Source organism: [Rhizobium] kunmingense (assembly GCF_977018605.1).
Genome location: NZ_CDRNXG010000001.1, coordinates 3543968 through 3570108, shown reverse-complemented (window position 1 = coordinate 3570108; position 26141 = coordinate 3543968). Strand labels below are relative to the sequence as shown.

29 protein-coding genes and 1 tRNA gene are annotated in these 26141 nt (G+C 61.5%); 12 read left to right on the top strand and 18 right to left on the bottom strand.

What is annotated here, in order from left to right; all coding sequences use genetic code 11:
• Positions 1 to 14: 14 nt before the first annotated feature.
• Positions 15 to 2156 carry a sodium-translocating pyrophosphatase gene (locus AC0JZ4_RS17260; protein WP_471887541.1) on the top strand — a complete coding sequence of 714 codons (2142 nt, stop codon included), beginning with the start codon at positions 15 to 17 and terminating at the stop codon, positions 2154 to 2156.
• 77 nt (positions 2157 to 2233) lie between these two features.
• Here AC0JZ4_RS17260 and AC0JZ4_RS17255 read toward each other — a convergent pair whose 3' ends face one another.
• Entirely contained in the window at positions 2234 to 2776 is a 543-nt protein-coding gene (locus AC0JZ4_RS17255) for an outer membrane protein assembly factor BamE (RefSeq protein WP_471887540.1), read from the bottom strand.
• A gap of 212 nt (positions 2777 to 2988) precedes the next feature.
• On the opposite strand from AC0JZ4_RS17255, the gene AC0JZ4_RS17250 reads away from it, so the two are divergent.
• The 7 genes from AC0JZ4_RS17250 (at position 2989) to AC0JZ4_RS17220 (ending at position 8053) form a co-directional block, all read left to right on the top strand.
• Positions 2989 to 3540: a ubiquinol-cytochrome C chaperone family protein gene (locus AC0JZ4_RS17250; RefSeq protein ID WP_471887539.1), complete on the top strand. Its 552-nt coding sequence runs from the start codon at positions 2989 to 2991 to the stop codon at positions 3538 to 3540.
• The gene (locus AC0JZ4_RS17245; RefSeq protein WP_471887538.1) at positions 3537 to 4103 is read left to right on the top strand and encodes a YceD family protein; all 567 of its coding nucleotides are present in this window, start codon (positions 3537 to 3539) and stop codon (positions 4101 to 4103) included. Before AC0JZ4_RS17250 ends, AC0JZ4_RS17245 begins: the two co-directional genes overlap by 4 nt.
• A gap of 145 nt (positions 4104 to 4248) precedes the next feature.
• Positions 4249 to 5295: a phosphate acyltransferase PlsX gene (plsX, locus tag AC0JZ4_RS17240; protein WP_471887537.1), complete on the top strand. Its 1047-nt coding sequence runs from the start codon at positions 4249 to 4251 to the stop codon at positions 5293 to 5295.
• Positions 5296 to 5315: 20 nt separating this feature from the next.
• Entirely contained in the window at positions 5316 to 6287 is a 972-nt protein-coding gene (locus AC0JZ4_RS17235; protein WP_471887536.1) for a beta-ketoacyl-ACP synthase III, read from the top strand.
• A 116-nt stretch (positions 6288 to 6403) separates the two neighbouring features.
• Positions 6404 to 6742 (top strand): integration host factor subunit alpha, encoded by a 339-nt coding sequence (locus AC0JZ4_RS17230; RefSeq protein ID WP_471887535.1) that lies wholly within the window; start codon positions 6404 to 6406, stop codon positions 6740 to 6742.
• Positions 6743 to 6928: 186 nt separating this feature from the next.
• Positions 6929 to 7465, top strand: coding sequence for a MerR family transcriptional regulator (locus AC0JZ4_RS17225; protein WP_471887534.1), 537 nt, complete (start codon positions 6929 to 6931; stop codon positions 7463 to 7465).
• 123 nt (positions 7466 to 7588) lie between these two features.
• Complete coding sequence (locus AC0JZ4_RS17220; RefSeq protein ID WP_471887533.1) at positions 7589 to 8053, top strand: BA14K family protein; 465 nt, start codon at positions 7589 to 7591, stop codon at positions 8051 to 8053.
• A gap of 80 nt (positions 8054 to 8133) precedes the next feature.
• Here AC0JZ4_RS17220 and AC0JZ4_RS17215 read toward each other — a convergent pair whose 3' ends face one another.
• Positions 8134 to 8502 carry a c-type cytochrome gene (locus tag AC0JZ4_RS17215; RefSeq protein ID WP_471887927.1) on the bottom strand — a complete coding sequence of 123 codons (369 nt, stop codon included), beginning with the start codon at positions 8500 to 8502 and terminating at the stop codon, positions 8134 to 8136.
• Between the two features lie 151 nt (positions 8503 to 8653).
• Between AC0JZ4_RS17215 and AC0JZ4_RS17210 the strand changes: the two genes are divergently transcribed.
• Positions 8654 to 9844 (top strand): IS481 family transposase, encoded by a 1191-nt coding sequence (locus AC0JZ4_RS17210; protein WP_471885655.1) that lies wholly within the window; start codon positions 8654 to 8656, stop codon positions 9842 to 9844.
• A gap of 43 nt (positions 9845 to 9887) precedes the next feature.
• Here the strand turns inward: AC0JZ4_RS17210 and AC0JZ4_RS17205 are convergent.
• From AC0JZ4_RS17205 to AC0JZ4_RS17165, 9 genes are all read right to left on the bottom strand, one after another.
• Positions 9888 to 9964: transfer RNA gene (locus tag AC0JZ4_RS17205), tRNA-Pro, on the bottom strand.
• Positions 9965 to 10115: 151 nt separating this feature from the next.
• Complete coding sequence (locus AC0JZ4_RS17200) at positions 10116 to 10454, bottom strand: hypothetical protein (RefSeq protein ID WP_471887532.1); 339 nt, start codon at positions 10452 to 10454, stop codon at positions 10116 to 10118.
• A 149-nt stretch (positions 10455 to 10603) separates the two neighbouring features.
• Positions 10604 to 10792, bottom strand: coding sequence for a hypothetical protein (locus AC0JZ4_RS17195; protein ID WP_471887531.1), 189 nt, complete (start codon positions 10790 to 10792; stop codon positions 10604 to 10606).
• Between the two features lie 93 nt (positions 10793 to 10885).
• Entirely contained in the window at positions 10886 to 11035 is a 150-nt protein-coding gene (locus tag AC0JZ4_RS17190) for a hypothetical protein (RefSeq protein ID WP_471887530.1), read from the bottom strand.
• Between the two features lie 72 nt (positions 11036 to 11107).
• Positions 11108 to 11398 (bottom strand): DNA-binding protein, encoded by a 291-nt coding sequence (locus AC0JZ4_RS17185; protein WP_471887529.1) that lies wholly within the window; start codon positions 11396 to 11398, stop codon positions 11108 to 11110.
• A 91-nt stretch (positions 11399 to 11489) separates the two neighbouring features.
• Positions 11490 to 12677 carry an O-antigen ligase family protein gene (locus AC0JZ4_RS17180; protein WP_471887926.1) on the bottom strand — a complete coding sequence of 396 codons (1188 nt, stop codon included), beginning with the start codon at positions 12675 to 12677 and terminating at the stop codon, positions 11490 to 11492.
• A gap of 50 nt (positions 12678 to 12727) precedes the next feature.
• Positions 12728 to 14284, bottom strand: a complete 1557-nt coding sequence (locus AC0JZ4_RS17175; RefSeq protein WP_471887528.1) for an undecaprenyl-phosphate glucose phosphotransferase — start codon at positions 14282 to 14284, stop codon at positions 12728 to 12730.
• 79 nt (positions 14285 to 14363) lie between these two features.
• Complete coding sequence (locus tag AC0JZ4_RS17170) at positions 14364 to 15518, bottom strand: glycosyltransferase family 4 protein (protein ID WP_471887925.1); 1155 nt, start codon at positions 15516 to 15518, stop codon at positions 14364 to 14366.
• Between the two features lie 18 nt (positions 15519 to 15536).
• Complete coding sequence (locus AC0JZ4_RS17165) at positions 15537 to 16124, bottom strand: polysaccharide biosynthesis/export family protein (protein ID WP_471887527.1); 588 nt, start codon at positions 16122 to 16124, stop codon at positions 15537 to 15539.
• 173 nt (positions 16125 to 16297) lie between these two features.
• Between AC0JZ4_RS17165 and AC0JZ4_RS17160 the strand changes: the two genes are divergently transcribed.
• Positions 16298 to 18697 carry an exopolysaccharide transport family protein gene (locus AC0JZ4_RS17160; protein WP_471887526.1) on the top strand — a complete coding sequence of 800 codons (2400 nt, stop codon included), beginning with the start codon at positions 16298 to 16300 and terminating at the stop codon, positions 18695 to 18697.
• A 10-nt stretch (positions 18698 to 18707) separates the two neighbouring features.
• On the opposite strand, the gene AC0JZ4_RS17155 is transcribed toward AC0JZ4_RS17160, so the two are convergent.
• Positions 18708 to 19925, bottom strand: a complete 1218-nt coding sequence (locus AC0JZ4_RS17155) for a GNAT family N-acetyltransferase (RefSeq protein ID WP_471887525.1) — start codon at positions 19923 to 19925, stop codon at positions 18708 to 18710.
• 94 nt (positions 19926 to 20019) lie between these two features.
• Positions 20020 to 20232 carry a DUF2842 domain-containing protein gene (locus tag AC0JZ4_RS17150; RefSeq protein WP_471887524.1) on the bottom strand — a complete coding sequence of 71 codons (213 nt, stop codon included), beginning with the start codon at positions 20230 to 20232 and terminating at the stop codon, positions 20020 to 20022.
• 214 nt (positions 20233 to 20446) lie between these two features.
• Here AC0JZ4_RS17150 and AC0JZ4_RS17145 point away from each other — a divergent pair, with 214 nt between their 5' ends.
• Complete coding sequence (locus AC0JZ4_RS17145) at positions 20447 to 21544, top strand: COX15/CtaA family protein (RefSeq protein WP_471887523.1); 1098 nt, start codon at positions 20447 to 20449, stop codon at positions 21542 to 21544.
• A gap of 41 nt (positions 21545 to 21585) precedes the next feature.
• On the opposite strand, the gene argC is transcribed toward AC0JZ4_RS17145, so the two are convergent.
• The 5 genes from argC to rplM form a co-directional block, all read right to left on the bottom strand.
• A complete protein-coding gene (gene argC / locus AC0JZ4_RS17140) occupies positions 21586 to 22518 on the bottom strand; it encodes an N-acetyl-gamma-glutamyl-phosphate reductase (protein WP_471887522.1) in 933 nt (310 codons plus the stop codon).
• Positions 22519 to 22591: 73 nt separating this feature from the next.
• Positions 22592 to 23569 carry an agmatinase gene (gene speB, locus AC0JZ4_RS17135; RefSeq protein WP_471887521.1) on the bottom strand — a complete coding sequence of 326 codons (978 nt, stop codon included), beginning with the start codon at positions 23567 to 23569 and terminating at the stop codon, positions 22592 to 22594.
• Between the two features lie 25 nt (positions 23570 to 23594).
• Positions 23595 to 23939, bottom strand: coding sequence for an antibiotic biosynthesis monooxygenase family protein (locus AC0JZ4_RS17130; protein WP_471887520.1), 345 nt, complete (start codon positions 23937 to 23939; stop codon positions 23595 to 23597).
• 221 nt (positions 23940 to 24160) lie between these two features.
• Entirely contained in the window at positions 24161 to 24625 is a 465-nt protein-coding gene (rpsI, locus tag AC0JZ4_RS17125; protein WP_471887519.1) for a 30S ribosomal protein S9, read from the bottom strand.
• 2 nt (positions 24626 to 24627) lie between these two features.
• Complete coding sequence (gene rplM, locus AC0JZ4_RS17120) at positions 24628 to 25092, bottom strand: 50S ribosomal protein L13 (protein WP_471887518.1); 465 nt, start codon at positions 25090 to 25092, stop codon at positions 24628 to 24630.
• Positions 25093 to 25702: 610 nt separating this feature from the next.
• On the opposite strand from rplM, the gene AC0JZ4_RS17115 reads away from it, so the two are divergent.
• A complete protein-coding gene (locus AC0JZ4_RS17115; RefSeq protein WP_471887517.1) occupies positions 25703 to 26131 on the top strand; it encodes a CoA-binding protein in 429 nt (142 codons plus the stop codon).
• Positions 26132 to 26141: the final 10 nt, after the last annotated feature.

Sequence of the window (26141 nt, the reverse complement as noted above, 5' to 3'; positions counted from 1 at the left end):
GAGAGGAAAATCGAATGACGGTGATTTTGAGTGTGATCGTCTGCGGTCTGCTGTCGATCATTTATGCCGTGTGGGCCACGCGCTCCGTGCTTGCCGCCGATCAGGGCAACGAGCGCATGCAGGAGATTGCCGGCTATATCCGCGAAGGGGCGCAGGCCTATCTGGCCCGCCAGTATCTGACGATCGCCATCGTCGGCGTCGTTGTCGCCATCCTCGCATGGCTGTTTCTGTCCGGCACGGCCGCCTTGGGCTTCATAATCGGTGCGGTGCTTTCCGGCGCCGCAGGCTTTATCGGAATGCATGTCTCCGTCCGTGCCAATGTTCGCACGGCGCAGGCCTCCTCGCATAGCCTCGCCGCGGGTCTCGACATCGCCTTCAAGTCCGGTGCGATCACCGGCATGCTGGTGGCGGGTCTCGCCTTGCTCGGTGTCTCCATCTATTACTGGGTTCTGACCGCGGGCCTGGGGCATCCCGGCGGCTCGCGTGAAGTGATCGATGCACTCGTGTCGCTCGGTTTCGGCGCATCCCTCATCTCCATCTTCGCCCGTCTCGGCGGCGGCATCTTCACCAAGGGCGCCGATGTCGGCGGCGATCTGGTCGGCAAGGTCGAGGCCGGCATTCCGGAAGACGACCCGCGCAACCCGGCCACCATCGCCGATAACGTCGGCGACAATGTCGGCGATTGCGCCGGCATGGCGGCCGACCTGTTCGAGACCTATGCCGTGTCCGTCGTCGCCACCATGGTGCTCGCAGCCATCTTCTTCGCCGGTGCGCCGACGCTCGAAGCGGCGATGCTCTATCCGCTTGCCATCTGCGGCGCCTGCATCGTCACCTCGATCATCGGCACCTTCTTCGTCAAGCTCGGCTCCAACGGCTCGATCATGGGCGCGCTCTACAAGGGCCTGATCGCCACCGGCATCCTGTCCATCCTCGGCCTTGCCATAGCCACCTCGATGACGGTCGGCTGGGGTGTCGTCGGAACGGTTGCCGGTCAGGAAATCACCGGTTCCAGCCTGTTCGTCTGCGGTCTCGTTGGCCTCGTGGTAACGGCATTGATCGTCGTGATCACCGAATATTATACCGGCACCAACAAGCGGCCGGTCAACTCGATCGCCCAGGCTTCCGTTACCGGCCACGGCACGAACGTGATCCAGGGCCTTGCCGTCTCGCTCGAATCGACTGCACTTCCGGCCATCGTCATCGTTGGCGGCATCATTGCCACCTATCAGTTCGGGGGCCTGTTCGGCACCGGCATCGCGGTCACCGCCATGCTCGGCCTGGCCGGCATGATCGTCGCGCTCGATGCCTTCGGTCCCGTCACCGACAATGCCGGCGGCATCGCGGAAATGGCGCATCTGCCGCCGGAGGTGCGCAAGTCGACCGACGCGCTCGATGCGGTCGGCAACACGACCAAGGCCGTCACCAAGGGTTATGCCATCGGTTCGGCCGGGCTCGGCGCGCTGGTGCTGTTTGCGGCCTATTCCAACGACCTGCAGTATTTCGCCGCCAACGCTCAACAGTATCCTTATTTTGAGGGTGTCGGCCCGATCTCCTTCAGTCTGGCCAACCCCTATGTCGTCGCCGGTCTCATCTTCGGCGGCCTCATTCCCTATCTGTTCGGCGGCATCGCCATGACGGCAGTCGGCAAGGCGGCCGGCTCAATCGTCGAGGAAGTTCGCCGCCAGTTCCGCGAAAAGCCCGGCATCATGCAGGGAACCGACACGCCGGATTACGGCCGCGCCGTCGACATCCTGACGCGAGCCGCCATCCGCGAGATGATCATTCCATCTCTCCTGCCGGTGCTGGCGCCGATCGTCGTCTATTTCGGCGTTCTGCTGATTTCCGGCGGTGACAAGGCATCCGCCTTTGCCGCCCTCGGCGCCTCGCTTCTCGGCGTCATCGTCAACGGCCTCTTCGTCGCGATCTCGATGACCTCGGGCGGCGGCGCCTGGGACAATGCCAAGAAGAGCTTTGAAGACGGTTTCGTCGACAAGGACGGCGTGCGCCACATGAAGGGGTCGGAAGCGCACAAGGCCTCCGTCACCGGCGATACGGTTGGCGATCCCTACAAGGACACAGCCGGTCCCGCCGTCAATCCGGCGATCAAGATCACCAATATCGTGGCCCTGCTGCTGCTGGCGGTGCTTGCGGGCTGAAGGGCAGGCCTTCCCGAAACAAAAAGCCCGCGGAGCCATCCGCGGGCTTCTGCAAAAAAGGAGAACGGTTGGGGCGTTTAAAGGCCCGGTCCGCCGCCGCCGCCACCGCCACCGAGCATGCTGCGCATCGCAGCCGCACCGGCACCCGCGCCGCCGGCACCCGACAGCATCTGCTGCAGGAAGGTCAGGTCGCGGCCGCCGGTCGGCGTCGTGCGCGAGATCGTATCGAAAACCTTGCCATCCTGCAGTGCATAGTTCGCCTTGCGGGCAACCACGCCTTCCTGGTTCATGTAGATGGCGAGAATGTTCTGCTCGACGAGGCGCGGTTTCATGAAGGCGACCGAGCGCTCGCGCTTCTGGGAAATGTAGTAGAGCACTTCCGCATCGAACGTCGCCGTCGTCGACGGCGTGCCCATGGTCAGGAGAACCTGTTCGCGGCTCGATCCTTCGGGGATGAGCGCCAGCGATTCCTGATCGATCACATAGCCGTTATACATCGTGTCGCCGATATTCATCGACGTGCATCCTGCGGCCGAGACAGAGGCGAGAAGCATCAGGCTGATGGCGGTTTTATTCAAGAATTTCATTCCGTACTCGGCAGTCCGCTTCTTCAACTGCATCCCCCGTAAACAAGGCCGGCATATCTGCCGGCATCCGCTGTTCATCACCATTGTGGCTATTCCGGGGACGGTCCCGATAACGTCATACGTTTTCCGGAAGAGGTCGCCCCGTCGACGGCCCTGGCCGAACGGCATTGCAATTCGCGCCTGCTTCGGTAAACCAGCTTTCGTTTCCATGCAACATTGGGTCCGGTCATTCGCGGGACTAATCGATGATCTTCGGTCTGTTCAAAAAGAAAAAACACAATCAGGCAATTGTCGAGCGTCAGTATGCGGCGCTGACATCGGCCGCGCGCTTGCCCGTCTTCTACACCGACCTCGGTGTGCCGGACACGGTGATGGGCCGCTATGAGATGCTGTCGATCGTGATGATCCTGTTTTTCCGCCGCACGGCGCGCTCCGGCACCAGCGGTCAGGAACTGGCACAGGAGATCGTCGATGCGTTCTTTCAGGATCTCGATCACTCGATCCGCGAACTCGGCATCGGCGACCAGGGCGTGCCGAAGCGGATGAAGAAGCTGGCCGGCATGTTCTATGGCCGGCTGGAGACCTACGCGAAGGCGCTGGATACGGGCGACGTGCCGCAACTGGCGTCAAGCCTTGCCCGCAATATCCATCCCGGCGAGGAGCCGGCCCCGGACATGGCGGCCCTGGCTGCCTGGATGGTGGAAACCGAAACACATCTGGCAGCCACTGCCGAAGACGATATTGCCCGCGGCGGCGCGGTTATTCCGCAGCCGGGCCGCGCAAGCGAGGAAGTATGAGCAACGAGAACATTCATCAGGAAAAGCCGCCCTTTTCCTATCCCGTCAAGGTCGGCAACATCTCGGCAAACGCCGTCACCGTGAAAATGGCGGCGGATGAGCGCGAATTGCAGGGGCTGGCCGAACTCTGGCAGGTTGTCGAGGTGAAGTCCTTCAAGGCGGAGGTATACCTCTCGCGCTGGAAGAAGGACGGCGTGAAGATCAAGGGCAAGGTGACGGCCGAGATCGTCCAGGCCTGCGTCGTCTCGCTTGAACCGGTCTCCTCTGCAATCGCCGAGGATTTCGAGCAGATCTTCGTGCCGGAAGGCTCCAAGCTCGCCCGCGTTGCAGCCAAAGATGCTGCCGAAATGGTCCTCGATCCGGATGGACCGGACCTGCCGGAATCGTTTGTCGGCGATACGATCGACGTCGGCGAGGCCGTCTCCGAGTTCGCGGCTTTGGCGATTGATCCCTATCCGCGTAAATCGGGGGTAGAATTTGCCGACCGGATTGAAAGCGACGGAACGGCCAAGGACGACAAGCCGAACCCTTTCGCGGCCTTGAAAGACTGGAAAAAGGACTGACCCTGTTGTAAGCGGGGCCGAAAACTATATTTTGGCCACGATTTCGCCGGCAGGGCCGCGCATGAGCGTGGCCGAAGATACGGCGCGGCCGCCGGATGTGTGCCAAAAGCAGCTCCGGCTGGGCCAAGATAAGGATCAGGAAATAGTGGTCAGAATTTCTGTGGATGCAATGGGGGGCGACTTTGGTCCCGAGGTTATTATACCCGGTATCGCCAAGGCTCTCGATCGTCATCCCGACGCGACCTTCATCATATTCGGCTTAAAGGCCGAATGCGAGCCGCTGCTCGCCCGGTACCCGAAGCTGCGCGAGCACTCCGTTTTTCACGAGTGCGAAGTGGCCGTCACAATGGACGAGAAGCCGAGCGCGGCCTTGCGCCGTGGCCGCTATGTCTCGTCGATGTGGCGCGCGATTGAAGCGGTGAAGCTCGGTGAGGCCGATGTTGCCGTGTCGGCCGGCAATACCGGTGCGCTGATGGCGATGGCAAAATTCTGCCTGCGCACCATGGCGAGCATCGAACGCCCGGCGATCGCCGGCATCTGGCCGACATTGAAGGGCGAGAGCATCGTCCTTGATATCGGCGCAACGATCGGCGCCGACGCCCAGCAGCTTCTGGACTTCGCCCTGATGGGCGGCGCCATGGCGCGCGCGCTTTTCGAGATCGACCGTCCGACGGTCGGCCTCCTCAATGTCGGCGTCGAAGAGGTGAAGGGGCAGGAAGAGGTCAAGGAAGCGGGTCGTCTGATTCGCGAAGCCAATCTTCCGACGATCGCCTATCAGGGCTTCGTCGAGGGCGACGATATCGGCAGGGGCACCGTTGACGTGGTCGTGACCGAAGGCTTTACCGGCAATATCGCGCTCAAGACCGCCGAAGGCACCGCCAAGCAGATCGCCACCTTGCTGCGCGAATCGATGTCGCGCACCTGGCTCGCCCGGATCGGCTATCTGCTGGCCAAGCCGGCATTCGATCGCCTGCGCGAAAAGATGGACCCGAACAAGGTCAATGGCGGCGTCTTCCTCGGCCTGAACGGCATCGTCATCAAGAGCCATGGCGGCACCAGTTCCGAAGGTTTCGCGGCGGCCATCGACGTCGGCTACGACATGGCGCGCAACGACCTGAATGCCAAGATCGCCCAGGATTTGAAGATTTACCATGCCAAGCGCCAGCCTACGGCCGGCCCTGAAGCGGCATGATGACAGGATATGAGCCCAAAATGATCCGATCAGTCGTTCGCGGTTTTGGAGCCGCACTCCCCAAGCGGGTGGTGACCAACCGCGAGATGGAAGATATCGTCGAAACCTCCGATGAGTGGATCGTGCAGCGCACGGGCATCACCCAGCGCTATATCGCTGGCGAGGGCGAGACGACCGCTTCGCTCGGCGAGCAGGCGGCCCGCGCCGCCCTCGACAATGCCGGCCTGACGCCGGACGATATCGATCTGATCCTGGTCGCCACCTCGACCCCGGACAATACCTTCCCGGCCACGGCCGTCGACATCCAGCGACGCCTCGGCATGAGCCATGGCTACGCCTTCGACATGCAGGCCGTCTGTACCGGCTTCGTCTACGCCATGGCCACGGCGGATCTGCACATCCGCGGCGGCATGGCAAGGCGCGCACTGGTCATCGGCGCCGAGACGTTCTCGCGCATTCTCGACTGGAAGGACCGCACTACCTGCGTTCTCTTCGGTGACGGCGCCGGAGCACTCATTCTCGAAGCCCAGGAAGGCGAGGGGACGACCGCCGATCGCGGTGTCCTCACGGCCAAGCTGCGCTCCGACGGTTCGCACAAGGACAAGCTTTTCGTCGACGGCGGCCCGTCGAGCACCGGCACGGTCGGTCACCTGCGCATGGAAGGCCGTGAAGTCTTCAAGCATGCAGTAGGTATGATCACCGACGTCATCGACGCCGCCTTCGAGGCGACCGGAACGACCGCCGAGGATCTCGACTGGCTGGTGCCGCACCAGGCCAATCGCCGCATCATCGATGGTTCCGCAAGGAAACTCGGTATTCCGATTGAAAAGGTCGTCGTCACCGTCGATCTGCATGGCAATACGTCTGCGGCGTCCATTCCGCTGGCGCTGTCGGTTGCCTGTGCTGACGGCCGCATCAAGAAGGGTGACCTCGTGATGCTGGAAGCCATGGGCGGCGGCTTTACCTGGGGTTCGGTACTGGTTCGCTGGTAACGGCCTTAACCGCCCGGATCAAAAGTAGATTTTCGACAGGTGCTTGACCCTAGTCGCCAAGCAAAATAGTCTTAATTGGCTTTTGAGAGATCAAATTGGGAAACTGGGCGGGGATCATGGCCGGAAAGACAGTGACACGTGCAGACTTGGCGGAATCGGTATTTCGCAAAGTGGGACTCTCCAGAACCGAATCCGCCGAACTGGTCGAGACCGTGATCGATGAAATCTGCCATGCGATCGTGCGTGGCGAGGTCGTCAAGCTGTCGTCCTTCGCCACGTTCCAGGTGCGCTCCAAGAATGAGCGCATCGGCCGTAATCCGAAGACCGGCGAGGAGGTTCCGATCTCTCCCCGCCGTGTGATGACCTTCAAGGCGTCCAATGTCCTGAAGCAGCGGATACTCAAGGCGCATACGAGCCGCAAGGCCAAGGCAAAGACGACTACGCCTGTCGCTTGATATTGGCGTCTGATAGGACCGTTGGCCGGTTTCGGGACCTCACTCCGCCTCAATCCTGTGAAGATAGTTGAATTCACCGGCTCAACCCGTTGAGATCGGTGCGATTCGTCGCTTATTTTAAGGAACTTGCGGTCGCGTCGGGATATCTCCCGGATTCGGCGCTGCAAGCGGCCTGGAGGTTTGATCTTGGAAAAGAGCCCGGACGCGTTCCGCACCATCAGCGAGGTGGCGGATGATCTCGATCTGCCGCAGCACGTCCTGCGGTTCTGGGAGACGCGTTTCACGCAGATCAAGCCGATGAAGCGAGGCGGTGGCCGCAGATACTATCGGCCCGAGGACGTCGAACTCCTCAAGGGTATCCGCCACCTTCTCTATGATCACGGCTACACGATCAAGGGCGTCCAGAAGCTCCTGAAGATGAACGGCAACAAGTTTGTCGCCGCCATCGCCTCGGGCGATGTCGCCACGATGGATGCGATCATCGCGTCCTCGAATGAAAGACAGGCGGAGCCGAAGGTGGCGGGCGGCGACGAGGACCAGGTCCTCGGCCGGCCAAAGGTGAAGCCGAGCGGTCGTTTCTTCGGCTTCGGCGGTTCCGCGGATGATGACGGCTCGGAGATTTCGCTGGGCAAGTCGAGCGTCGGCAAGGAAGACCGTGCGCTTCTCCAGGAGGCGCTTTTCGATCTTCTGGAATGCAAACGTCTGCTCGATCAGGTCCGCTGAACGCCGCCGGCGAATAAAAACATCGCTTTTTCTTGCGATGTCACCGGTATTTTACCGTTCACCTCTGGTTCAGAGCGGAAATGAGAACATCTTTATCAAGGGAGACATTCCGAGGAGATAAAGATGAGAAAACTTGCAATCATCCTGGTAACGGCAGTGACCGCGTTGACGGGTATCGCCCCGGCCAATGCTTTTCCGACTGTCGGCGTGCCGAAGGTTCAGACAGTGCAGCAGGTCGAGAACGTCCAATGGGACCGTGACCGCAGATGGGAACGGCGCCATCGCCGCGACTGGCGCCGTGATCGGGACTGGCGTCGTGACCGTTACTACGACCGTCGTGACTATGGACGCTATCGCCACCGCGATCGCTCGAATGCCGGCGCAATCATCGGCGGCCTTGCAGCGGGTGCGATCATCGGCGGTGCATTGGCACAGCCGCGCTACGCACCGCCGCCGCGCCGCTATGTCGGAGGTGGCAACAGCCATGTGAGCTGGTGCTACAATCGTTACCGTTCGTACCGCTCCTACGACAACACGTTCCAGCCCTATAACGGTCCGCGCCAGCAGTGCTATTCGCCGTATCGTTGATCCGTATGGGATGATGATCAGACCGCTCCGGTTCGCCGGGGCGGTTTTTTCATGGCGGCAAGGCAGCGAGGACAAGGGTGTTACGGATTTGCCTTCAGATAGGCGATGACATTGTCGATCTCCGATTGAAACCAGAGGCCGTAGAAGCGCATCCTGTTGCCGGGAATTTTCGAGCCGGGGCTGGAGAGAAACTCCGAAAGCGCGGCCTCATCCCACACGAGCCCGTCTTTACCCGCATCGGACATGGCCTGCGAATAGCGGAACTCGGCAACGCTGCCGACCTGACGGCCGAACACGCCCTTCAGGTGAGGACCGAGCTTGTTGGTGTCGCTGTCGATCGCATGGCAGGGAAGGCAGGTGCGGTAGGTACGCGCGCCAGCCTCTATGTCTGCGGCTCCCGCGGAGGCGGCTGATACAAGGCTGAAAGCCAGAGACAGGTAAATACGCAAATTGATCGACATGGGGCTGATGCCTTCCGCCAACTGACAATGTCTCAAAAGAAAATGTTTGGATTATACGAGGGGTGCCCGACCTGAGAGATAGGTGACAAATCGTACCGGAGACATGGGTTACACTTTTCGACTTTATCGGGAGGTGTCGATGCCGTGGAGAGAGACTTCGGTCATGGATGAGCGTCTTCGATTTGTCGCCCGCTTGCTGGAAGGCGACAGCATGAGCGATGTGTGCCGTTCGTTCGGCATTTCGCGCAAGACTGGCTACAAGATCTTCAATCGCTACAAGGATGAAGGGCTCGAGGCGCTTACGGATCGGTCTCGACGGCCAGTGCGCTATGCCAATCAGTTGCCTGAGCCGGTGGAGGCGATGATCGTGCGGTTCAAGAAGGAAAAGCCGCACTGGGGCGCACGCAAGATTCGCGAGCTGCTTGTGCGGCGGCTGGCTGGCGACGTGCGTATTCCGGCCAAAAGTACGGTGCATGCCGTGCTGGACCGCTACGGCCTTGTAAGCCAGGCCCGCAAGAGGAACCCTGCGAACAAGGCCGTCGGCACGCCGCTTTCGGCAGTACCTGGTCCCAACGATCTCTGGTGCGCCGACTTCAAGGGGGAGTTCAAGCTGGGCAACGGCCAATACTGTTACCCACTGACGATCACCGACCAGCTCTCGCGCTATCTTCTGTGTTGCGAGGCCTTCGAATCGACGCGCGAACAGGGTGTCTTCGAGGCCTTCCGGCGGGTTTTTGCCGAGCGGGGCCTGCCGGCCGCGATCCGCTCCGACAACGGCCTGCCTTTCGCCAGTCCCAACGGGCTCTACAATCTGTCAAAGCTATCGGTCTGGTGGCTCAGGCTCGGCATCGCTATCGAGCGCATCCGTCCCGGTCACCCGCAGGAGAACGGCCGTCACGAGCGCATGCATCTAACGCTCAAGAAGGAAGCGACGAGGCCGCCGGGCCGCAATATCTTGCAGCAGCAGATGCGTTTCGACGCTTTCGTCAGTGAATTCAATGAAGAACGGCCGCATGAGGCGCTGTCCATGAAGGTCCCGGCCGAGCTCTACACCACATCGCCAAGACCTTATCAGGGCCTACCGGACATCGACTACCCCTTCCACGATCGCGACGCCATCGTCACTAACTGCGGGCGGCTTTGCATCCATCGCAAGAAGATCAATATCTCGACGGTGCTGGCAGGACAGAGGCTCGGGCTCAAGGAAGTCGACGATGGTATTTGGCTCGTCAGCTTCTTGAGCTATGATCTCGGATACATCGACTTGGAACAGAGGACATTGCAAACAATCGACAACCCGTTCGGCACGAGGTTGTTACCTATGTCTTAGGAACAGATTGTTACCTATGTGTCCGGGTTGGACAGGGGATAAATGGTCGGAATGGCGGGATTCGAACCCACGACCCCTTGACCCCCAGTCAAGTGCGCTACCGGGCTGCGCTACATTCCGACCCGCTTCGTGAAGCACGACTTCCATACTGGCATGCCATGCGTGGCGCAAGCGAAAAATCGTGGTCGGCAATGGACTTGCACCGATAGTCGCACAAAAGCCCCGTCGCGTGTCATGGCAACGGGGCTCTCGGCGATTGGAATGATGCCGATCAGATGATCGGGCAGCCGCGACGATTGGCGAAGGTGATGCGATCTGGACCACGGCGCGTCATGCCTTCGACCGTCACGCTGCGCCTTGTCACCCGCACCACTTCAGGGCGGCGAAGGCCTTCGCCACGCGCTGCAGCGCGCGCTTCGCCCGGGCTGCAGCCGCGATCACGGTCACGTCCCCGGTCCCGATAGCGGTCATCCTCGCGGATGACCGGACGTATTCCGTCCGGGCCGATGCGCAACTCGACACCCTGTGCCGCAGCCGGCGCGACCGAAATCACCGATGATGCTGCCATGAGAATGGCGGCAAGCCCGGTTCTGGCGGTAATTCGAAGCATATCTCCTCCTTCGGCGCAGCCGTTTTCGGCCTATGCCAGGTCTTGTTTGACGATGAACTAACTGTAAGGCGATCGTAAAGGTTCCGTGCCCGGATCAGAGCGCAGGCACTATCCCGATCGGTGGCGTTGAAAAGCGATTGAAGACGCGTCTAGCGAAACCGCGGCGTACGGCTCGCATTCATCAACAGCTCCTGCTGGGTCGCGAAAGGACCGAGAAGCTTGATCAAACGTGTTTCTTCATAGGTATCGAGACGATAGCGGCGGGCGAAATCCGCAACGCTGCAGACCTTCTTCAGGCCCTTTTCCTCGATGTCGATACTGTTGAGATGCGATGTCATTCTGAACCCCTCTGCGTTCAAAAGATCTGCATGAATGTCTTTAGTGTCAGCCTGCGCGATTTATGGTTAAAGTTGTATGCGCAAAGCCCAGGATTATTCTTCCTGAACCTGGACGCCGTTTTCGCCGATGCTGATGGATACGCCCTCAGGCTTCGTCTCTTCGCGATACACGTAGAAGCTCAGTCCCGCGACGACCACCACGAGAGCGCCAATGATAAGATAGAGGTTGTTGCTGCGTGCCATGCGTATCCCCGATTTTGAATTGCGGCATGGAAACGCGTTGCCGCTCAAATGGTTCCGGGGATTTTAAAGTTTTTAGCCGTCGTTCGCAGAATTTAAATTCTGCGGCCGCAGGCCCTCTTCGGCCAGAACCTGACGCAGCCTGACACCCGGCCCCGACGCATCCTGCTGGCCCGAGCCGACGAAAATGACACCCTTCGATTCGAAGAGCCGGCGCAGCCGCTCGCCCGGTTCCGCAGCAGGATATCCGGATGATGCTTCCGCCGCACGGATGACGTCTACGGTCAGCCCGGACGCGGCGGACACGTCGTCGATCGTCATGTTGATCAGGGCGCGCGCCGCGCGCAGTTGCGATGAAGTCAGCATGGAAATTGAAGTGGAGTGCCGGATTGCAAAGTCAAGCAGGCGACGTCAAGCGGGACACGGCCAGGCGGAGCGAAGGCAGGCAGGACGGTCGCTACCCGCCGGAAGCGCGCAGACGGCGCATATGTCGGTGCTCCAGTGCGATGCAGCCCCATAGCAGGCCGAGCAGCAGGTAGAAGTGCCGCCAGTGGTCGGTATCGATGACGTTGCCGATCAGCGTATGCCCGAGCACCATGATCCAGGTAATCATCAGGAAGGGCTGCCACGGCCGCTCCCGCAGCAGATACCGGAAGCCGAGCCACAGCGTCGACCAGATCATGATCTGATAGGTGACGGCGCCGAGCCAGCCATAGGTGGTGAGCGACTTCAGCCAGATATTGTGCTCGTCTTCGCCATAGATCTTGCCGAATGCCATCGGTCCCATGCCGAGCGGCCGTTCCATTGCCATCAGGAAGCCGATCTTGTGACGCTCGAAACGGCCGAGCCGCGCGCCGTCATATTCCTGCACCAACCGGGCGCGGTTGGTAAAGAGGTCGGAGACCTGCGGAATTTGCAGTGCGATGACGAGCGCGATGACGAGAACGACAAGGGCGACGAGCGAGATCGTCAGTATCTTCAGGCGAAACGCCGTGGTCCGTTCCTTCAGCAGCATGATCACGATCAGAGCCACGCCGGCAAACAGAAGCAGGCCCCATGCCGCGCGCGAGAAGGACAGGAAAACGCCGAAGACGAGCACGACGATACCGGCGATCAACAGCGGCGCGGCCATGATCCTGCCGGTCAGCAACCTGTAGACCATGTAGAGGATCGGCGCGACGAGGAAGGGCCCGAAGACGTTGGGGTCCTGGAAGGCGCCCATGGCGCGGTCGTAGCGGGTAAACACATGCGAGCCCGGAAAGGCGTTGAAATAGCCAAGTATGCCGAGCATGGCGGTGGCGATCGCCGCCAGGATCCAGGCCTTGAAGATCAGCTCCAGACGCGACGGATCGTCCTCGACGATCGATACGTAGAAGACGGAGCTGAGGCCGAGGAAGATCGATACGGCGAAATAGATCGGCGCGCCGCTCAAGTCCTTCATCACCAGCATCGAGAACAGTCCACCGATATTGAAAACCATCAGCAGGACCAGCAAGGCGCAGGCGGTGCGCGAGATCTTCAGCCCGAGCAGGAACCAGATGGCGATCTGCACCACCATGATCAGCTCGTAGGGTGCAGGCTCCGACATGACGAAGCCGGACAGGAAGACACCGAAGGCGATGAGCCATGAGCCGAAGAGCCGCATGACCTGCGATGTCGAGGGGCGCTCCGCCCGTTGTTCAAGCGCCGCCGTCTTCAATACGCGTTATCCGTATTCAGCAGCCTGATCGGCGTCAGCAGCAGGATCTTGAGATCGAAAAGCAGCGACCAGTTCTCGATATAGTCGAGGTCGTATTGCGTCCGTGCGCGGATTTTTTCATCCGAATCAAGTTCACCGCGCAGGCCGTTGATCTGCGCCCAGCCGGTTACGCCGGGCTTGACGCGGTGGCGGGCGAAATAGCTTTCGACGACATCGACATATTTGCGGTCGCCGGTCTGGGCCTGCACCGCATGCGGGCGCGGTCCGATCAGTGAAAGCTCGCCCTTCAACACGTTGAAAAGCTGGGGCAGCTCGTCGATCGAGGATTTGCGCAGGAAGCGGCCGACCGGCGTGACGCGCGGATCGCCCTTGGTGACGGCCTTGACCGCCGTCAGGTCGCTCATGTTGGTGTACATCGAGCGGAATTTCAGCACGTCGATGATTTCGTTGTTGAAGCCATGGCGCTTCTGGCGAAACAGCGCCGGCCCCTGCGACGTCGTTTTCACCGCAATTGCCGCCGCCAGCATCACCGGCCATAGCGTAACGATACCGATGACCGAGAAGACGACGTCGAAGACGCGCTTGGCAACCGAATCCCAGTCGCGGATCGGCTTGTCGAAAAGATCGAACATCGGCACCGCGCCGACATGCGAATAGGAGCGTGGCCGGAAGCGCAGCCGGTTGGCGTGCGCTGCCAGACGGATATCGACCGGCAGGACCCACAGCTTGCGCAGCAGCTGCAGGATGCGCGCCTCGGCGCTGGCCGGCAGCGCGATGATCAGCATGTCGATATGGGCAAGCCTGGCGAATTCGACGAGTTCGGTGAATGTGCCGAGCTTGGGATAGCCGGCAACAACGGTCGGCGAACGGTCGCGGCCGCGATCGTCGAAGATGCCACAGATGCGGATGTCGTTGTCGGGCTGCTGTTCGAGCTGGCGGATCAGGTGCTTGGCAGGCTCGCCACCGCCGACGATGACGGCGCGGCGTTCCATGATGCCGTTGCGCGCCCAGTTGCGGATCGCAAAGGCGGTCGCAAGCCGCTCGCCGAGCAGAAAGCCGAGGCCGACCAGCAGCCAGACGATGGCAGCATGGATCGGGAAGAACGCACCCTCGGCAATCGAGATCGCCGCATAGGTGCTGAAGAAGCCGACGATCCAGGCGATCGCCACACGCTTGGCAGTGCGCCGCGCCGCGCGGATTGCCGGGATCAGGTAAGTATCGACCAGCTGCAACAGAAGCACGGTCAGCGTTGCACCGACGGCCAGAACGACGAAGCGGCCGAGCGCGTTGCCTTCCGGCGGCGGCGCCATGAAATAGCTGACGACGGTGCCGATCAGCATGATCGAGGCGAGCTCGAACAGCCGGAACTGGCCGATCAGCATCGTCGGCGAATAATTGCTGTCGCGAAACTGTTCGGCGATCTGGCGGGCGAAAGGATTGAGTTCCGTCTTGGCGGATGCGTCTCCCGGTCCGCTTTTGGTGGACGCCATCTCGGCTGCCTTGCGACGCAGTGCGTCCAGGTCAAGGTCGTCCGGATCGTCAAAATCGTTCATTGATCGGCCCCTGTTCCCCCGCGCGCCGACAGGGAGGTCATCGATGGAACATCATAGGGTCAAGTTGCTAAGGAAGCCTTTAGCGGGCTGCGTTGGCCGCGGTCTGAAGCTCCCGGTAGAGGCCCAGCATGTCACCTGCCATGACCGATGTCGAGAACACGGATTTGAAAGCGGCCGGCTTCGGCATGGTGCGTTCACGCCAGTTTTCTTCCGTCGCTGCCGCCACCATGATGCGTGAAAGATCCTCGGCATTGCCGGGGGCAGCCAGTGCAGCGCTTGCCTCTCCCAGCACTTCGGGAATGCCGCCGACACGCGATGCTATGACGGGCTTCCCGGCGGCCAGCGCTTCGAGCACGATATAGGGCATGGCTTCCGCGCGAGACGGTACGACGACCGTCTTCGCCAGCGCAAAGGCCTGCCGTGCAGGCATGGCCGGCATCATGCGAATACGGCGTGATAGTCCGAGTTCGGACAGAAGGGCCCGATATTTGTCCTCGTCGGGGCCGTCGCCGATCAGGAGGGCGGAAAGCGGTCGGCCGAGGCGGCGCTCTGTGCGGGCAAAGGCGTCGATGAAGACATCCGGCCCCTTCATGTCGCGCATCATGCCGATGAAAAGGAAATCCGCTGCGTCGGCCAGCGTCTCCACGCGCGAAAACTCCGCCTCGCGGATGCCGTTATAGACGACCTGCCAATGCGGACGGGGACGCCCGACCTTGGCCTCATAGGTGCGCCGCTCGTAATCGCAGACGAAGACGATGGCGTCGCTGAAATTTTCCTGGAAACGCTCCAGCTTCAGCACGACCTTGCCCGAGGGCGAGGTCTGGTCGAAGTGGAGACTGCCCCCATGGGGGGAATAGACGCGGGCGACGCGAGACTTACCAACCCGCAACACTGAGCCGATCATGCGGGCCACTGCGCCACCCTTGGCGCCATGTCCGTGCAGAATGTCCGGCTGCAAACTTTTGATATGACGATAGCTCTTGGCAAGAGCGATCATGTCCGACGGCGAAATCGATCGCTGCATCGGCAGGCGCGTCAGGCCGAGCGCCAGTCGCGGCTTCAAGGCCTCGAACAGGGCGTCCTCGTAGCTGCCGCCCGTGGAACTGTCGCAGAGGATGCCGACCTGATGGCCGGCCGCGCTGTGTTCTTCCACCAGATCCCGCACATGGCGGAAGATGCCGCCGATCGGGTTGCGGAAGCAGTGCAGGATGCGCAGGGGAGGGCCGGGCTGCATGATCAAGCGACATACCGATCAGAACAGCCGTTCGCGCACATAGATCGTGTCGCCGGCGAGAATCGGTGCGGTGATGACGGTGCGGCCGGTCGCGGTCTGGTCGTTGATCTTGCGGGTGACGTCGACATCCTTCTGGTAGCCGCGCGAGGTAAAGCCGCCGGCAATTGCCACGGCATGCTGCGCCGTCATGCCGGGGACATAGGAATACTGGCCGGGCCGGCCGACTTCGCCCATGACGAAGACCGGGCGGTAGCGGTCGATCTCGATGCTGACGTCAGGGTCGCGCAGATAGCCCTGCTTCAGGCGACTGGCGATGGAACCTTCGAGCGCCGGCAGGGTCTGGCCGCGTGCGGCAACCTGTCCGACGAGCGGAAAGGCGATATAGCCGGCCTGATCGACCGTGTAGGTATTGCTGAGGCCGGGCTGTTCGAAAACGGTGACGCGCAGGCGGTCGCCGCTGTCGAGCCGGTAGGCCTGCATCGCGGTTGATTCGAACCCCTTCGTCGGCGCAGGCGAAGCGCAGCCGCTCAAGGCCGCGACAGCTGCCACGAGGGCGGTCGCAAGCGTCTTTCTGGCCAGCACTTTGTCAATTCGGTCGAGGACCATGTCCCGCGAGGCTCCGGCTTATTCACGTCAGTCACGATGTTATGGATGTGTTAGGGTTAATGGCTGGTAAAAGCCGAAGGGAAATTCAGTATTCCCGAAAATACACAGCCATTAACTGCAAGGTTACCGCAGTCCTTTACCATCCCGCACGATTGCGAGAGCGGAGTTGAGTTATGTCTGGCGCAAACGGCAACAATCAGGATGTCGACATCGATCTCGGTCGGGTGATCGCAGCGGTATGGGCACGCAAGGCCCGCATCATCGGCGTGACCGCGCTCGTGGCCGCTGCCGCTCTGGTATCCACTAGCCTGATGACGCCGAGCTACCGCGCCGAGACACGGCTGCTGATCGAAAGCCGCTCGCAGAACCTGACGCCCGGCGACGGGGCAGGGGCCGCCAACGATCCGGTGCTCGATGCCCTCAACATTACCAGCCAGGCACAGCTTCTGCAGTCGACGGACCTGATCAAGCGTGTCGTTCAGGACCTCAACCTGACGCAGCACAGGGAATTCGATCCGTCCCGTCCATCGCTCATTCCCGATCTCCTGGTCATGACCGGCCTGAAACCCGATCCGATGGCGCTCGATCCGGAAGACCGGGTGATTGGCAAATTCCGCGAGAAGCTGGAAGTCTACGCGGTTGAGAATTCCCGCGTGATCGCGGTCGAGTTCTCGTCCCACGATCCGGTCCTGGCAGCCGCCGTACCGAACAAGATGGCTGAGGTCTATCTGCAGCTGCAGAGCGGCGCCAAGCTCGAAAATCATTCCGAGACTGCCAAGTGGCTGGAGCCGGAAATCGCCTCGCTGACCGAGCGCGTCCGGGATGCCGAGCGCAAGGTTGCCGAATACCGCGCCGAAAACGGACTGTTCCAGACGGCCGATAACAACAGCTTTTCCACCCGTCAGCTGAACGACATTTCCGCCGAACTGACGCGTGTGCGCGCCGAACGCGCCAATGCGGAGGCGAGGGCGCAGAATGTTCGCACCGCGCTCCAGTCCGGCCGTGAATCCGATACGATTGCCGATGTCGTCAGCTCGCAGGTGATCCAGCGGCTGAAGGAAGCAGAGGCCAATATTCAGGCGCAGATTTCCGACCAGTCCATTTCGCTCATGGAAGGGCACCCGCGTATCCGCGGCCTGCGCGCCCAGCTTGCCGGCATCCGCCAGCAGATCGACAACGAAACGCGCAAGATCCTCGGCAGCCTCGACAGCGAGGCGGAAGTCTCGCGTCTGCGCGAGCAGCAGCTTGTCGCGCAGCTCAACACGCTGAAGGCCGATTCCGCCCGTGCCGGCGAGGAAGAGGTCGGCCTGCGCGCGCTGGAACGTGAGGCCGCGGCCCAGCGCCAGTTGCTCGAAACCTATCTCGCCCGTTACCGCGAGGCGACGTCGAGGCTCGACATCAATGCGACGCCTGCCGATGCCCGTATCGTTTCGCAGGCGGTGGAGCCGTCCGAACCCTATTTCCCGAAAGTCATTCCGATCGTCATCGTCGTGACGCTGGCAACGCTGATCATCAGCTGCCTGATCGTCATGGTCGCCGAACTGTTCAGCGGCCGCGCGCTCCGCCCGGTCGGCAGACGGGATGAGGTCGAGCCGGAGGCCACATCTGAGGACAGGGGCGTGGTTGCGCCGCCATCCAGCGGGCCTTTGCCTGCCGAGGCATCGCTCGCTGAGACCCCATCTGCACAAGCCCAGCCTGCAGAATCTTTGCCTGCAGAACTTTTGCCGGCACCGAACCATGCGCCCGTCACGACACCGGCCGCGTCGGCGATATCACCTGCGGCGGTCTCCGAACCGGTACCGGCACCGGCCGAGACATCGCCTGAACCGCAGATCGTCGAACGCTCGGTGCCGATGCAACGACAGCAAAATCTGACCGAAGCGGATGATTCCATGCCGCCTCCGCCAGCGGTTGCACAGGCCGAGGACCGGCCCGTGGCGGCGAGCGCCCCCGTCGAGCCGTCGAAGCCGATCGACACCAGCTTCTCCATCGCTTCCGTCGCGCACTATCTGCAGCGCAATGCCGTGCCGGTTGCCGTTTCCGTTTCTCCGGCCGGCGATGACGGATCGACCGCCACCGTCATGCTTGCCCGCGCCGTCGCCGAGGCCGGTCGCACCGTCATTCTCGTCGACCTGACAGGCACGGCCTGCCCGACGCGGCTGATGGCCGAGCATGACCGGCTTGCCGGTATTACCGACCTTCTCTGCGGCGAAAGCGCCTTTGGCGAGGCCATCCATACCGACCGCTTGTCCACCGCTCATATCGTTCCGCAGGGTGTGTCGGATCCCGCCCGCGCCATGCGCGCCGCCGATCGCCTGACGATGATCATCGATGCGCTGTCGGATGCCTATGACTTGGTCCTGATCGAATGCGGCCCTGCCGATGTCGCCAGCTTGAAACGCCTCGTGCGCGGCGATACGGCCGAAATCATCCTCTCCGTTCCCGGCTATGCCGATGAGGATATTGCTGAACTGGTTGTTTCCTTCGACGAGGCCGGCTTCCGGCATCTTCTGGTGATGGCGCAGCCGCAAGACCGCCAGTCACCGCCAACGCGCCGCCGCAGCGCCGCCTGAGGCGTTCGGCTTAAACCGGCGCTCCGTGCCGGGCGCGCCAGCGCTGGACAAGATCGTAGAGGCGCGGATTGCGCTTCACCGCCGTCTTCGCCTTCGTCAGCGCCCTGTATTTCAGCCCGAGCAGGCGGCCGCGCAGGCTGACGGCCACAAGAATGTCGTGCAGCACGGTTTCTCGGTTACACCAGCTGCGCTTGTAGGGCTGGTCGCCGATACCGAAGTCGAAGATTGTAGCACCTGCCGCGATCGAGTGTTCGATCACCAGCCAGAACAGCAATTCGCCGGGGCTGGCATCCGCCCCGATACTGTCGTCGATCGAGCCGAACTGGCAGAGCACATGCCCGCCCTTGCGCGACAGGCCGGTGATCGCGGCGAGATGGCCCTCATGCGGACCTTTGAGCCGTATCGCGTGCATGGCAAGCGAACGGTCGCCGCCTTCGGTCGGCACATCGAGCAGCCGATGCAGGAATTCCCGCGTCGTACTGGACGCAAACACATCCGGCAGGCCGGATGCGTTCAGCCGTTCGCCTTTCTGCCGGAAAAAGGCGTCGAGCAGCGCGTGCTGCTGCTCCGACGTTTCGGCGACGACATGCTCGAACCCGCCGATGGCCTCAAGCCGGCGCACCTGCACGCGGAACTTCTTGCGCCGCGCCTTGGCATTCACCTGCGACAGCGTTGCGTCCATGGAGCCGAGCAGGGGAAGCTGGAAGGAGTGGTTCTGGTTCTCGACCGAAACGAGGGGTGCCAGCGGATGCGGAATGTCATTCCAGACGAGTGGAACCTGATCTATGCTGAGAAGGTCCACCGTGTTCTTGAGCGCGGCGCTCACCACCTGCCTGAAACGGTCGGCGTCGTCGGCCGATAGGGGCGCGACACTCGCATCGAAGAGGCCGGTATTGAAATTGTTGAACCGCCCGCCCGGCATGCGTGCGACACGGCCCGAGCCTTCGCCGACGATCTCGAGCGGCAGCAGGAAGAGGATCTCGTCATCTCGTGAACCGGTGAGAGCCACGAGTTGGTTGTCATTCGCATCCACCCATGCGCGGCACCAGTCGAGGCTCTGGTTGAGCGAAGCCCATTCACGCGCTGCAAGCCGCCGCCACGCATTTTCGACCTGTGCGATGTCGCGAACCAGCCGAAAGTCGAGATCGGCCAGCGCGATCGATCCGGTCGCTGGCGTCGGTGACGGTTCGGGCATGTCGCGAATGTTCTGATCGGCCGGGGCAGCCATGTCTCACCTTTGGTTTGCGCGGCAGAATAACGGCTGCGCGCAAACAATGCGTTTATGGCCTTGTGGAAATGGAGGCGGGATTAGTGGCTCACGACTATTTGCGCAGGCGCGGTCCGGCCATCCACTTGATGATCAGCATCGCCGGCAGGATCCACAGGACGCCGGTCAGCAGGAAGTAGAGGAAATGCACCCACCAGGGAGAGGTGGCGAGCGTCAGCGTTGCGATCGTCGTGGCCGCCAACGCATAAGTGATCACCAGAATGATGATCAGGATCGTACCGATAAAGCTTCTCAGACGCGGAACCACGTTTCCTCCCCCGGATCATGAACACAACCGCGACCCCATGCCGCAAAGCCTCGGGGCTTGTTTTGCACGGGACCTTGAGGCAAAGCAACGCGTAAACCAGAGACGATGCGCCGCTGCGTCGCGTTGTCCCAGATAAGGGCGGGCCGCTGACACCCCGAATGCGGCCTGGCCCGGCAGCCATGCCCAACCGCCATGAATGGCAGGAGCAGTCGCGATGTCGGCAACAGACACAGTCGTCCTCAATGTCACCCAGGATACGCAGAAGCTGAGGCGTGACCGCAAGGCCGTGCGCATCTGGCTCGGCCTCGTGCTTCTCACGCTCTTCTGTCTCGTGCTTGTCGGCGGTGCCACGCGGCTGACCGACAGCGGCCTGTCGATCACCGAATGGAAGCCGATCCACGGCGTCATTCCGCCGCTCAATGCCGCCGAATGGCAGGAGGAATTCGAGCTTTACCAGCGCATCCCGCAATATCAGCTCTTGAATAAGGGCATGACGGTCGACGAGTTCAAGCAGATCTTCTGGTGGGAATGGGCTCATCGTTTCCTTGCCCGCTCGATCGGCCTGATCTTCGCCCTGCCGCTTGCCTTTTTCTGGCTGACAGGCCGTATCGAAAAGCGCATCCGCATGCCGCTTCTCGGCACGCTGGCGCTTGGTGGGTTTCAGGGCTTCATCGGCTGGTGGATGGTCTCCTCCGGCCTCACCAAACTCGTCAGCGTCTCGCAATATCGTCTGGCGACGCATCTCGTCATCGCCTGTCTGATCTTCGCCGCCTGCGTCTGGATCATGCGCGGGCTGACACCGCATGCGAAGGACCGTGCGCCGACGGACAAGTCGAAATGGGCTGCCGGCGCGATCGCCTTCCTCGTCCTCTTCCAGATCTATCTCGGCGCGCTGGTGGCCGGTCTCGACGCGGGCCTCAGCTACACGACATGGCCGATGATGGATGGCGCGCTCATCCCCGGTGATCTGTTCGTCCAGAACCCCTGGTGGATCAATCTGTTCGAAAACCCGAAGACGGTGCAGTTCGTTCATCGCTGCGGCGCCTACCTGCTGCTGGCGGCCGTGCTGCTGCACATGATCGTCACGCTGGCGAAGGCGCCGGGCAGCGGCCACGCCCGCCGCGCCGTGCTGCTCTTCAATCTCGTCTGCATCCAGGCGGTGATCGGCGTCACGACTTTGGTCATGCAGGTGCCGCTCGACATGGCGCTGGCGCATCAGGGCATGGCGCTTATCGTGCTCGGCTTTGCGGTGGCGCATTTCCGCGCCTTCTTCGGCGAGTATCCGCGCGAAACGGAAACGGCGGCGCGCTGAGCGCACCGCCGGATAATTCCATCACCGAATAGGCTGGAGGCTCAGGCCGACAGCATCAGGTCCATGTTCTGGACAGCAGCACCCGAAGCGCCCTTGCCGAGATTGTCGAGCAGCGCCACGAGATTGACATGCGCGCCACCCGGCGTGCCGAAGACGAAGAGCTTCATGCGGTCGGTATTGGCCAGTTCCTCGGCATCGATGCGGCCAAGCTTGGCGCTCTCCTCCAGTGAAACGACCGTGACGATGTCCTGTCCGGCATAGTGGGCAACGAGCGCTGCATGGATGTTCTCGACACTCGCGCCATCTTTCAGGTCTTCAAGGAAGAGCGGCACCTGAACGATCATGCCTTGAGCGAAGCGGCCGACGGACGGCGAAAACAGCGGCGCACGGTCGAGCAGGCCGTGTTCCTGCATTTCCGGCACATGCTTGTGCTTCAGGTTGAGGCCGTAGAGGAAGTTGTTGGCGGAAATCGCGTCGTCCCGCGATGCGTCTTCCATCTGCGCGATCATCTGCTTGCCGCCGCCGGTATAGCCGGAGACCGCGTTGACCGAGACCGGGTAGCCGGCGGGCAGGATGCCGGCGGCTCTGAGCGGGCGAATGAGGCCAATCGCGCCGGTCGGATAGCAGCCCGGATTGGCGACATGGCGCGCAGAGCGGATCTTGTCCGCCTGCGTCTTGTCCATCTCGGCAAAGCCGTAAGCCCAGTCGGGCGCGATCCGGTAGGCGGTCGACGTGTCGATGACGCGCACCTTGTTATTGCCCGAAAGCATCGAGACGGCTTCCCTGGAAGCGTCGTCCGGCAGGCAGAGAATGGCGATGTCGGCGCTGTTGAGCAGGTCCTCACGCATCGCGGCATTGCGGCGCTCGGCTTCCGGGATCGACAGCAGGTCCACGTCGCGGCGGCCGGCCATGCGGGTGCGGATCTGCAGGCCCGTGGTTCCGTGTTCGCCGTCGATGAAGATCTTTGCTGTCATTGCCTTTATCCTGTTTTTTCAGCGCCTTGGATCGGTCGCGTGAATCATTCTAGCAGCGTGTTGAATCAGTTTTTTAACGAGCGTCGCGGCTGGCTGCCAGCCGCTCGGCTTTCAGCCCGAGCATATACATTGCAACGGTTGCCCCGGCAATGGCGGTGATATCGGCATGATCATAGGCCGGCGCCACCTCGACGACATCGGCGCCACGGATATCCAGCGCACCGAGCTTGCGCAGCACCGACAGGATTTTCGCGCTCGAAGGCCCGCCCGCAACCGGCGTACCGGTGCCCGGCGCATAGGCCGGGTCGAGGCAGTCGATATCGAAGGTAAGATAGGCCGGCCGGTCGCCGACATGGGCGAGGATCAGATCGGCGATCGTTTGCGCGTTCATATCCTCCACCTCGTAGCCGTGCAGGATCCGGATTCCGAAATCGTCGGGCGCATGGGTGCGGATACCGATCTGGACTGAATGCGCCGCATCGATGACACCTTCGCGCACCGCCCGCGCAACGAAGGAGCCGTGGTCGATGCGTTCGCCGCCATCATCCCCATTGCTGTCGTCCCATGTATCCTGGTGTGCGTCGAAATGGACGAGCGCCAGCGGTCCGTGCTTGGCGGCATGGGCCTTCAGAAGCGGCCAGGTGACGAAATGATCGCCGCCGAGCGACAACAGGAACGCGCCGGACGCGATGATATCGGCGGCTTCCGCCTCGATCAGCCCCGGCGTCTTCCGGTGGTTGCCGTAGTCGAGCAGAACATCGCCGTAATCCACCACCGCCATCTGTTCGAACAGGTCGCGGGAAAACGGATATTGCGGATCGTTGTCGAAGATCGCCGAGGCGCGGCGGATTGCCTGCGGCCCGAAACGGGCGCCGGGCCGGTTGGAGACGGCGGCATCGAAGGGAATGCCCAGCACCACCGCATCCGCCCCGTCGACATCCTTGCCGTAGCGGCGACGCATGAAGGAAAGCGCGCCCGCATAGGTCGGGTCGGTTGCCGCGCCGCGTGACGCCTTGGCGGTAAACGCGTTGTCGATCGATTTGCTCGCCATCTTCAATCCTGTCCGTCGATATCGCCTATCGGTTAAACCCGTAGGCGCGTTCCACCTTGGCGATCCGCACCTGGTAGTCCTCGTACCAGCGCTCGCGCCCCAGTCGCTGCGCCGCCTCGTGGGAAACGACCGCCTTCCAGGCGCGAATACTGTCCTCATCGGCCCAATAGGAATTGGTAATGCCGAAGCCGTCAATGCCGCGCGCGCTCTCTACGCCGAGAAATCCCGGTTGCTGGCTGGCGAGTTCGACCATCGCATCGGCCATGTTGCCGTAGCCATGGTCTCCCTCGGTGCGACAGGAGGAGAAGGCGACGATGTAATAGGGCGGCGCGGGCAGGGAGGCGAAAGGGGACGTGGTCGGTAAAGACATGGGTTCTAATTCTCCGGCTTCAAAAGAGCGCATATCCGCGAAGCTCGAACGAAGGACAAACCACAAATTTTGATCGTAATTATCAGAGGATCACAAGGAAATCGGCACGGGGCTCTACGGGGCTGTGTGCGCGCAATCCAGCGGAACCTACGGATAGCGCAAAACGAAGAAAGGCGGAGCCAAAGCCCCGCCTTTCCGCATGCAAAAAGTTCTGTAAGCGATTAGCGCTTGGAGAACTGGAACGAACGGCGAGCCTTGGCCTTACCGTACTTCTTACGCTCGACAACGCGGCTGTCGCGGGTCAGGAAGCCACCCTTCTTCAGAACGGCGCGCAGGCCCGGTTCGAAGTAGGTGAGAGCCTTGGAAACGCCGTGACGAACAGCACCGGCCTGACCGGACAGACCACCACCGGCAACGGTGGCGATGATGTCGAACTGACCCGAACGGGCAGCGGCGACCAGCGGCTGCTGCAGGATCATCTGCAGAACCGGGCGGGCGAAGTAGGCCGTGAAGTCGCGACCGTTGATGATGATCTTGCCCGAGCCAGCCTTGACCCATACGCGGGCGACGGCGTTCTTGCGCTTGCCGGTTGCATAGGAGCGACCCTGCGCATCGACCTTGCGGACGTGAACCGGTGCCTGGCCTTCAGCCGGCGCGAGGTCCTTCAAAGAGGAGAGATCGGCCATTATCAGGCGCTCCTTACGTTCTTGCTGTTCAGCGAAGCCACGTCGAGAGCGACCGGCTGCTGTGCTTCATGGGGATGGTTGGAGCCGGCGTATACGCGCAGGTTCTTCATCTGGCGACGGCCGAGCGGGCCGCGCGGAACCATGCGCTCGATGGCCTTCTCGAGAACGCGCTCCGGGAAGCGGCCTTCGATGATGGCGCGTGCGGTGCGCTCCTTGATGCCACCCGGATAACCGGTGTGCCAGTAGTACTTCTTGTCGGTGTACTTCTTGCCGGTGAAGACGCACTTTTCCGCGTTGATGATGATGACATTGTCACCGTCGTCGACGTGCGGGGTGTAGGTGGCCTTGTGCTTGCCGCGCAGGCGATTTGCAACGAGGGTGGCGAGGCGGCCGACAACGAGCCCTTCGGCGTCGATGATCACCCACTTCTTCTCCACCTCTGCAGGCTTCTGAACGAAGGTAGACATGGTTTTCTCTTTCGTTGGTCCCGAGCCACCGAAACCGGCACTCGGGCGTTTCTTGTTGCTTGAATTGGAGGCCGAAACCGCCAAAAAAAGAAAGCGGCCCAGCGAAGGTCCGCAATCTGCGTGGCTTATACAGATGCCCCGTTTTACCGTCAAGTTGACGAAATAAGCGACCTTAAAAAATACTCGTTTAAAAACAACGTCTTAACTATGTGGTTTATGGATACCACACAAAGTCTTCTTTCCACCGGCCTCCATCTGGGGCGGCCGGTGCCTGATCGCGCCGCGAGCGCCCCCAGTCCGCGCGGCAAGCCATAGGGATCGGGTGATTTGCAGTCCACCTCCGACTTGTTGGCGCAGCACAGGAAAATATATTCAACATATTAGATTTACGGAATGTTCGCGCGAACAAAGATGGAATGTTCCAGAAACAAATAAGCAGTCACAATTTCTGCAATGTATGGCTGGCTTTGGAATTGGCCGAGCGTGAGGATGTGACCATATTCGTAACACCTTAAGCCTGCGTCGGTGCGTACACTGTCAGCCAGATGGATCACGACGTAGGTAGGCACGAACAAACAGGAAGCGGCCGACAGGTCGCAGGGAGAGCGCTGTGAACCACGACCATTATCCGGACGATTATATTGCCGGCATCCTGAAGGAGACGCGCACGATCGCGCTCGTCGGTGCCTCTCCGAAACCCGACAGGCCGAGCTACGGCGTCATGCGTTTTCTGCTTGCGCGCGGATACGTGGTGTATCCGGTCAATCCGGGGCAGGCGGGTAAGGAAATACTGGGTCGGCAGACCTACGCGACGCTTGCAGACGTGCCGGAGCCCGTCGACATGGTCGATGTTTTTCGAGCCCCCGAATATCTCGGCGCTGTTGTCGACGAGGCAATCGCCCTGCCGCAGCCACCGCTTGTCGTATGGGCGCAGCTCGGCGTGCGTGACGACGAAGCGGCAAAGCGCGCGCAAGCCGCCGGAATACGGGTCGTCATGGATCGTTGCCCAGCCATCGAGTACCCGCGGCTCGTCGGCTGAGCCTCATTGG

Coding starts and splice junctions, on each gene's coding strand:
- AC0JZ4_RS17260 (WP_471887541.1), top strand. CDS start 15: ATGACGGTGATTTTGAGTGTGATCGTCTGCGGTCTGCTGTCGATCATT.
- AC0JZ4_RS17255 (WP_471887540.1), bottom strand. CDS start 2,776: ATGCAGTTGAAGAAGCGGACTGCCGAGTACGGAATGAAATTCTTGAAT.
- AC0JZ4_RS17250 (WP_471887539.1), top strand. CDS start 2,989: ATGATCTTCGGTCTGTTCAAAAAGAAAAAACACAATCAGGCAATTGTC.
- AC0JZ4_RS17245 (WP_471887538.1), top strand. CDS start 3,537: ATGAGCAACGAGAACATTCATCAGGAAAAGCCGCCCTTTTCCTATCCC.
- AC0JZ4_RS17235 (WP_471887536.1), top strand. CDS start 5,316: ATGATCCGATCAGTCGTTCGCGGTTTTGGAGCCGCACTCCCCAAGCGG.
- AC0JZ4_RS17230 (WP_471887535.1), top strand. CDS start 6,404: ATGGCCGGAAAGACAGTGACACGTGCAGACTTGGCGGAATCGGTATTT.
- AC0JZ4_RS17220 (WP_471887533.1), top strand. CDS start 7,589: ATGAGAAAACTTGCAATCATCCTGGTAACGGCAGTGACCGCGTTGACG.
- AC0JZ4_RS17210 (WP_471885655.1), top strand. CDS start 8,654: ATGCCGTGGAGAGAGACTTCGGTCATGGATGAGCGTCTTCGATTTGTC.
- AC0JZ4_RS17200 (WP_471887532.1), bottom strand. CDS start 10,454: ATGCTTCGAATTACCGCCAGAACCGGGCTTGCCGCCATTCTCATGGCA.
- AC0JZ4_RS17195 (WP_471887531.1), bottom strand. CDS start 10,792: ATGACATCGCATCTCAACAGTATCGACATCGAGGAAAAGGGCCTGAAG.
- AC0JZ4_RS17190 (WP_471887530.1), bottom strand. CDS start 11,035: ATGGCACGCAGCAACAACCTCTATCTTATCATTGGCGCTCTCGTGGTG.
- AC0JZ4_RS17185 (WP_471887529.1), bottom strand. CDS start 11,398: ATGCTGACTTCATCGCAACTGCGCGCGGCGCGCGCCCTGATCAACATG.
- AC0JZ4_RS17180 (WP_471887926.1), bottom strand. CDS start 12,677: ATGCGGCTCTTCGGCTCATGGCTCATCGCCTTCGGTGTCTTCCTGTCC.
- AC0JZ4_RS17175 (WP_471887528.1), bottom strand. CDS start 14,284: ATGAACGATTTTGACGATCCGGACGACCTTGACCTGGACGCACTGCGT.
- AC0JZ4_RS17170 (WP_471887925.1), bottom strand. CDS start 15,518: ATGCAGCCCGGCCCTCCCCTGCGCATCCTGCACTGCTTCCGCAACCCG.
- AC0JZ4_RS17165 (WP_471887527.1), bottom strand. CDS start 16,124: ATGGTCCTCGACCGAATTGACAAAGTGCTGGCCAGAAAGACGCTTGCG.
- AC0JZ4_RS17160 (WP_471887526.1), top strand. CDS start 16,298: ATGTCTGGCGCAAACGGCAACAATCAGGATGTCGACATCGATCTCGGT.
- AC0JZ4_RS17155 (WP_471887525.1), bottom strand. CDS start 19,925: ATGGCTGCCCCGGCCGATCAGAACATTCGCGACATGCCCGAACCGTCA.
- AC0JZ4_RS17145 (WP_471887523.1), top strand. CDS start 20,447: ATGTCGGCAACAGACACAGTCGTCCTCAATGTCACCCAGGATACGCAG.
- argC (WP_471887522.1), bottom strand. CDS start 22,518: ATGACAGCAAAGATCTTCATCGACGGCGAACACGGAACCACGGGCCTG.
- speB (WP_471887521.1), bottom strand. CDS start 23,569: ATGGCGAGCAAATCGATCGACAACGCGTTTACCGCCAAGGCGTCACGC.
- AC0JZ4_RS17130 (WP_471887520.1), bottom strand. CDS start 23,939: ATGTCTTTACCGACCACGTCCCCTTTCGCCTCCCTGCCCGCGCCGCCC.
- rpsI (WP_471887519.1), bottom strand. CDS start 24,625: ATGGCCGATCTCTCCTCTTTGAAGGACCTCGCGCCGGCTGAAGGCCAG.
- rplM (WP_471887518.1), bottom strand. CDS start 25,092: ATGTCTACCTTCGTTCAGAAGCCTGCAGAGGTGGAGAAGAAGTGGGTG.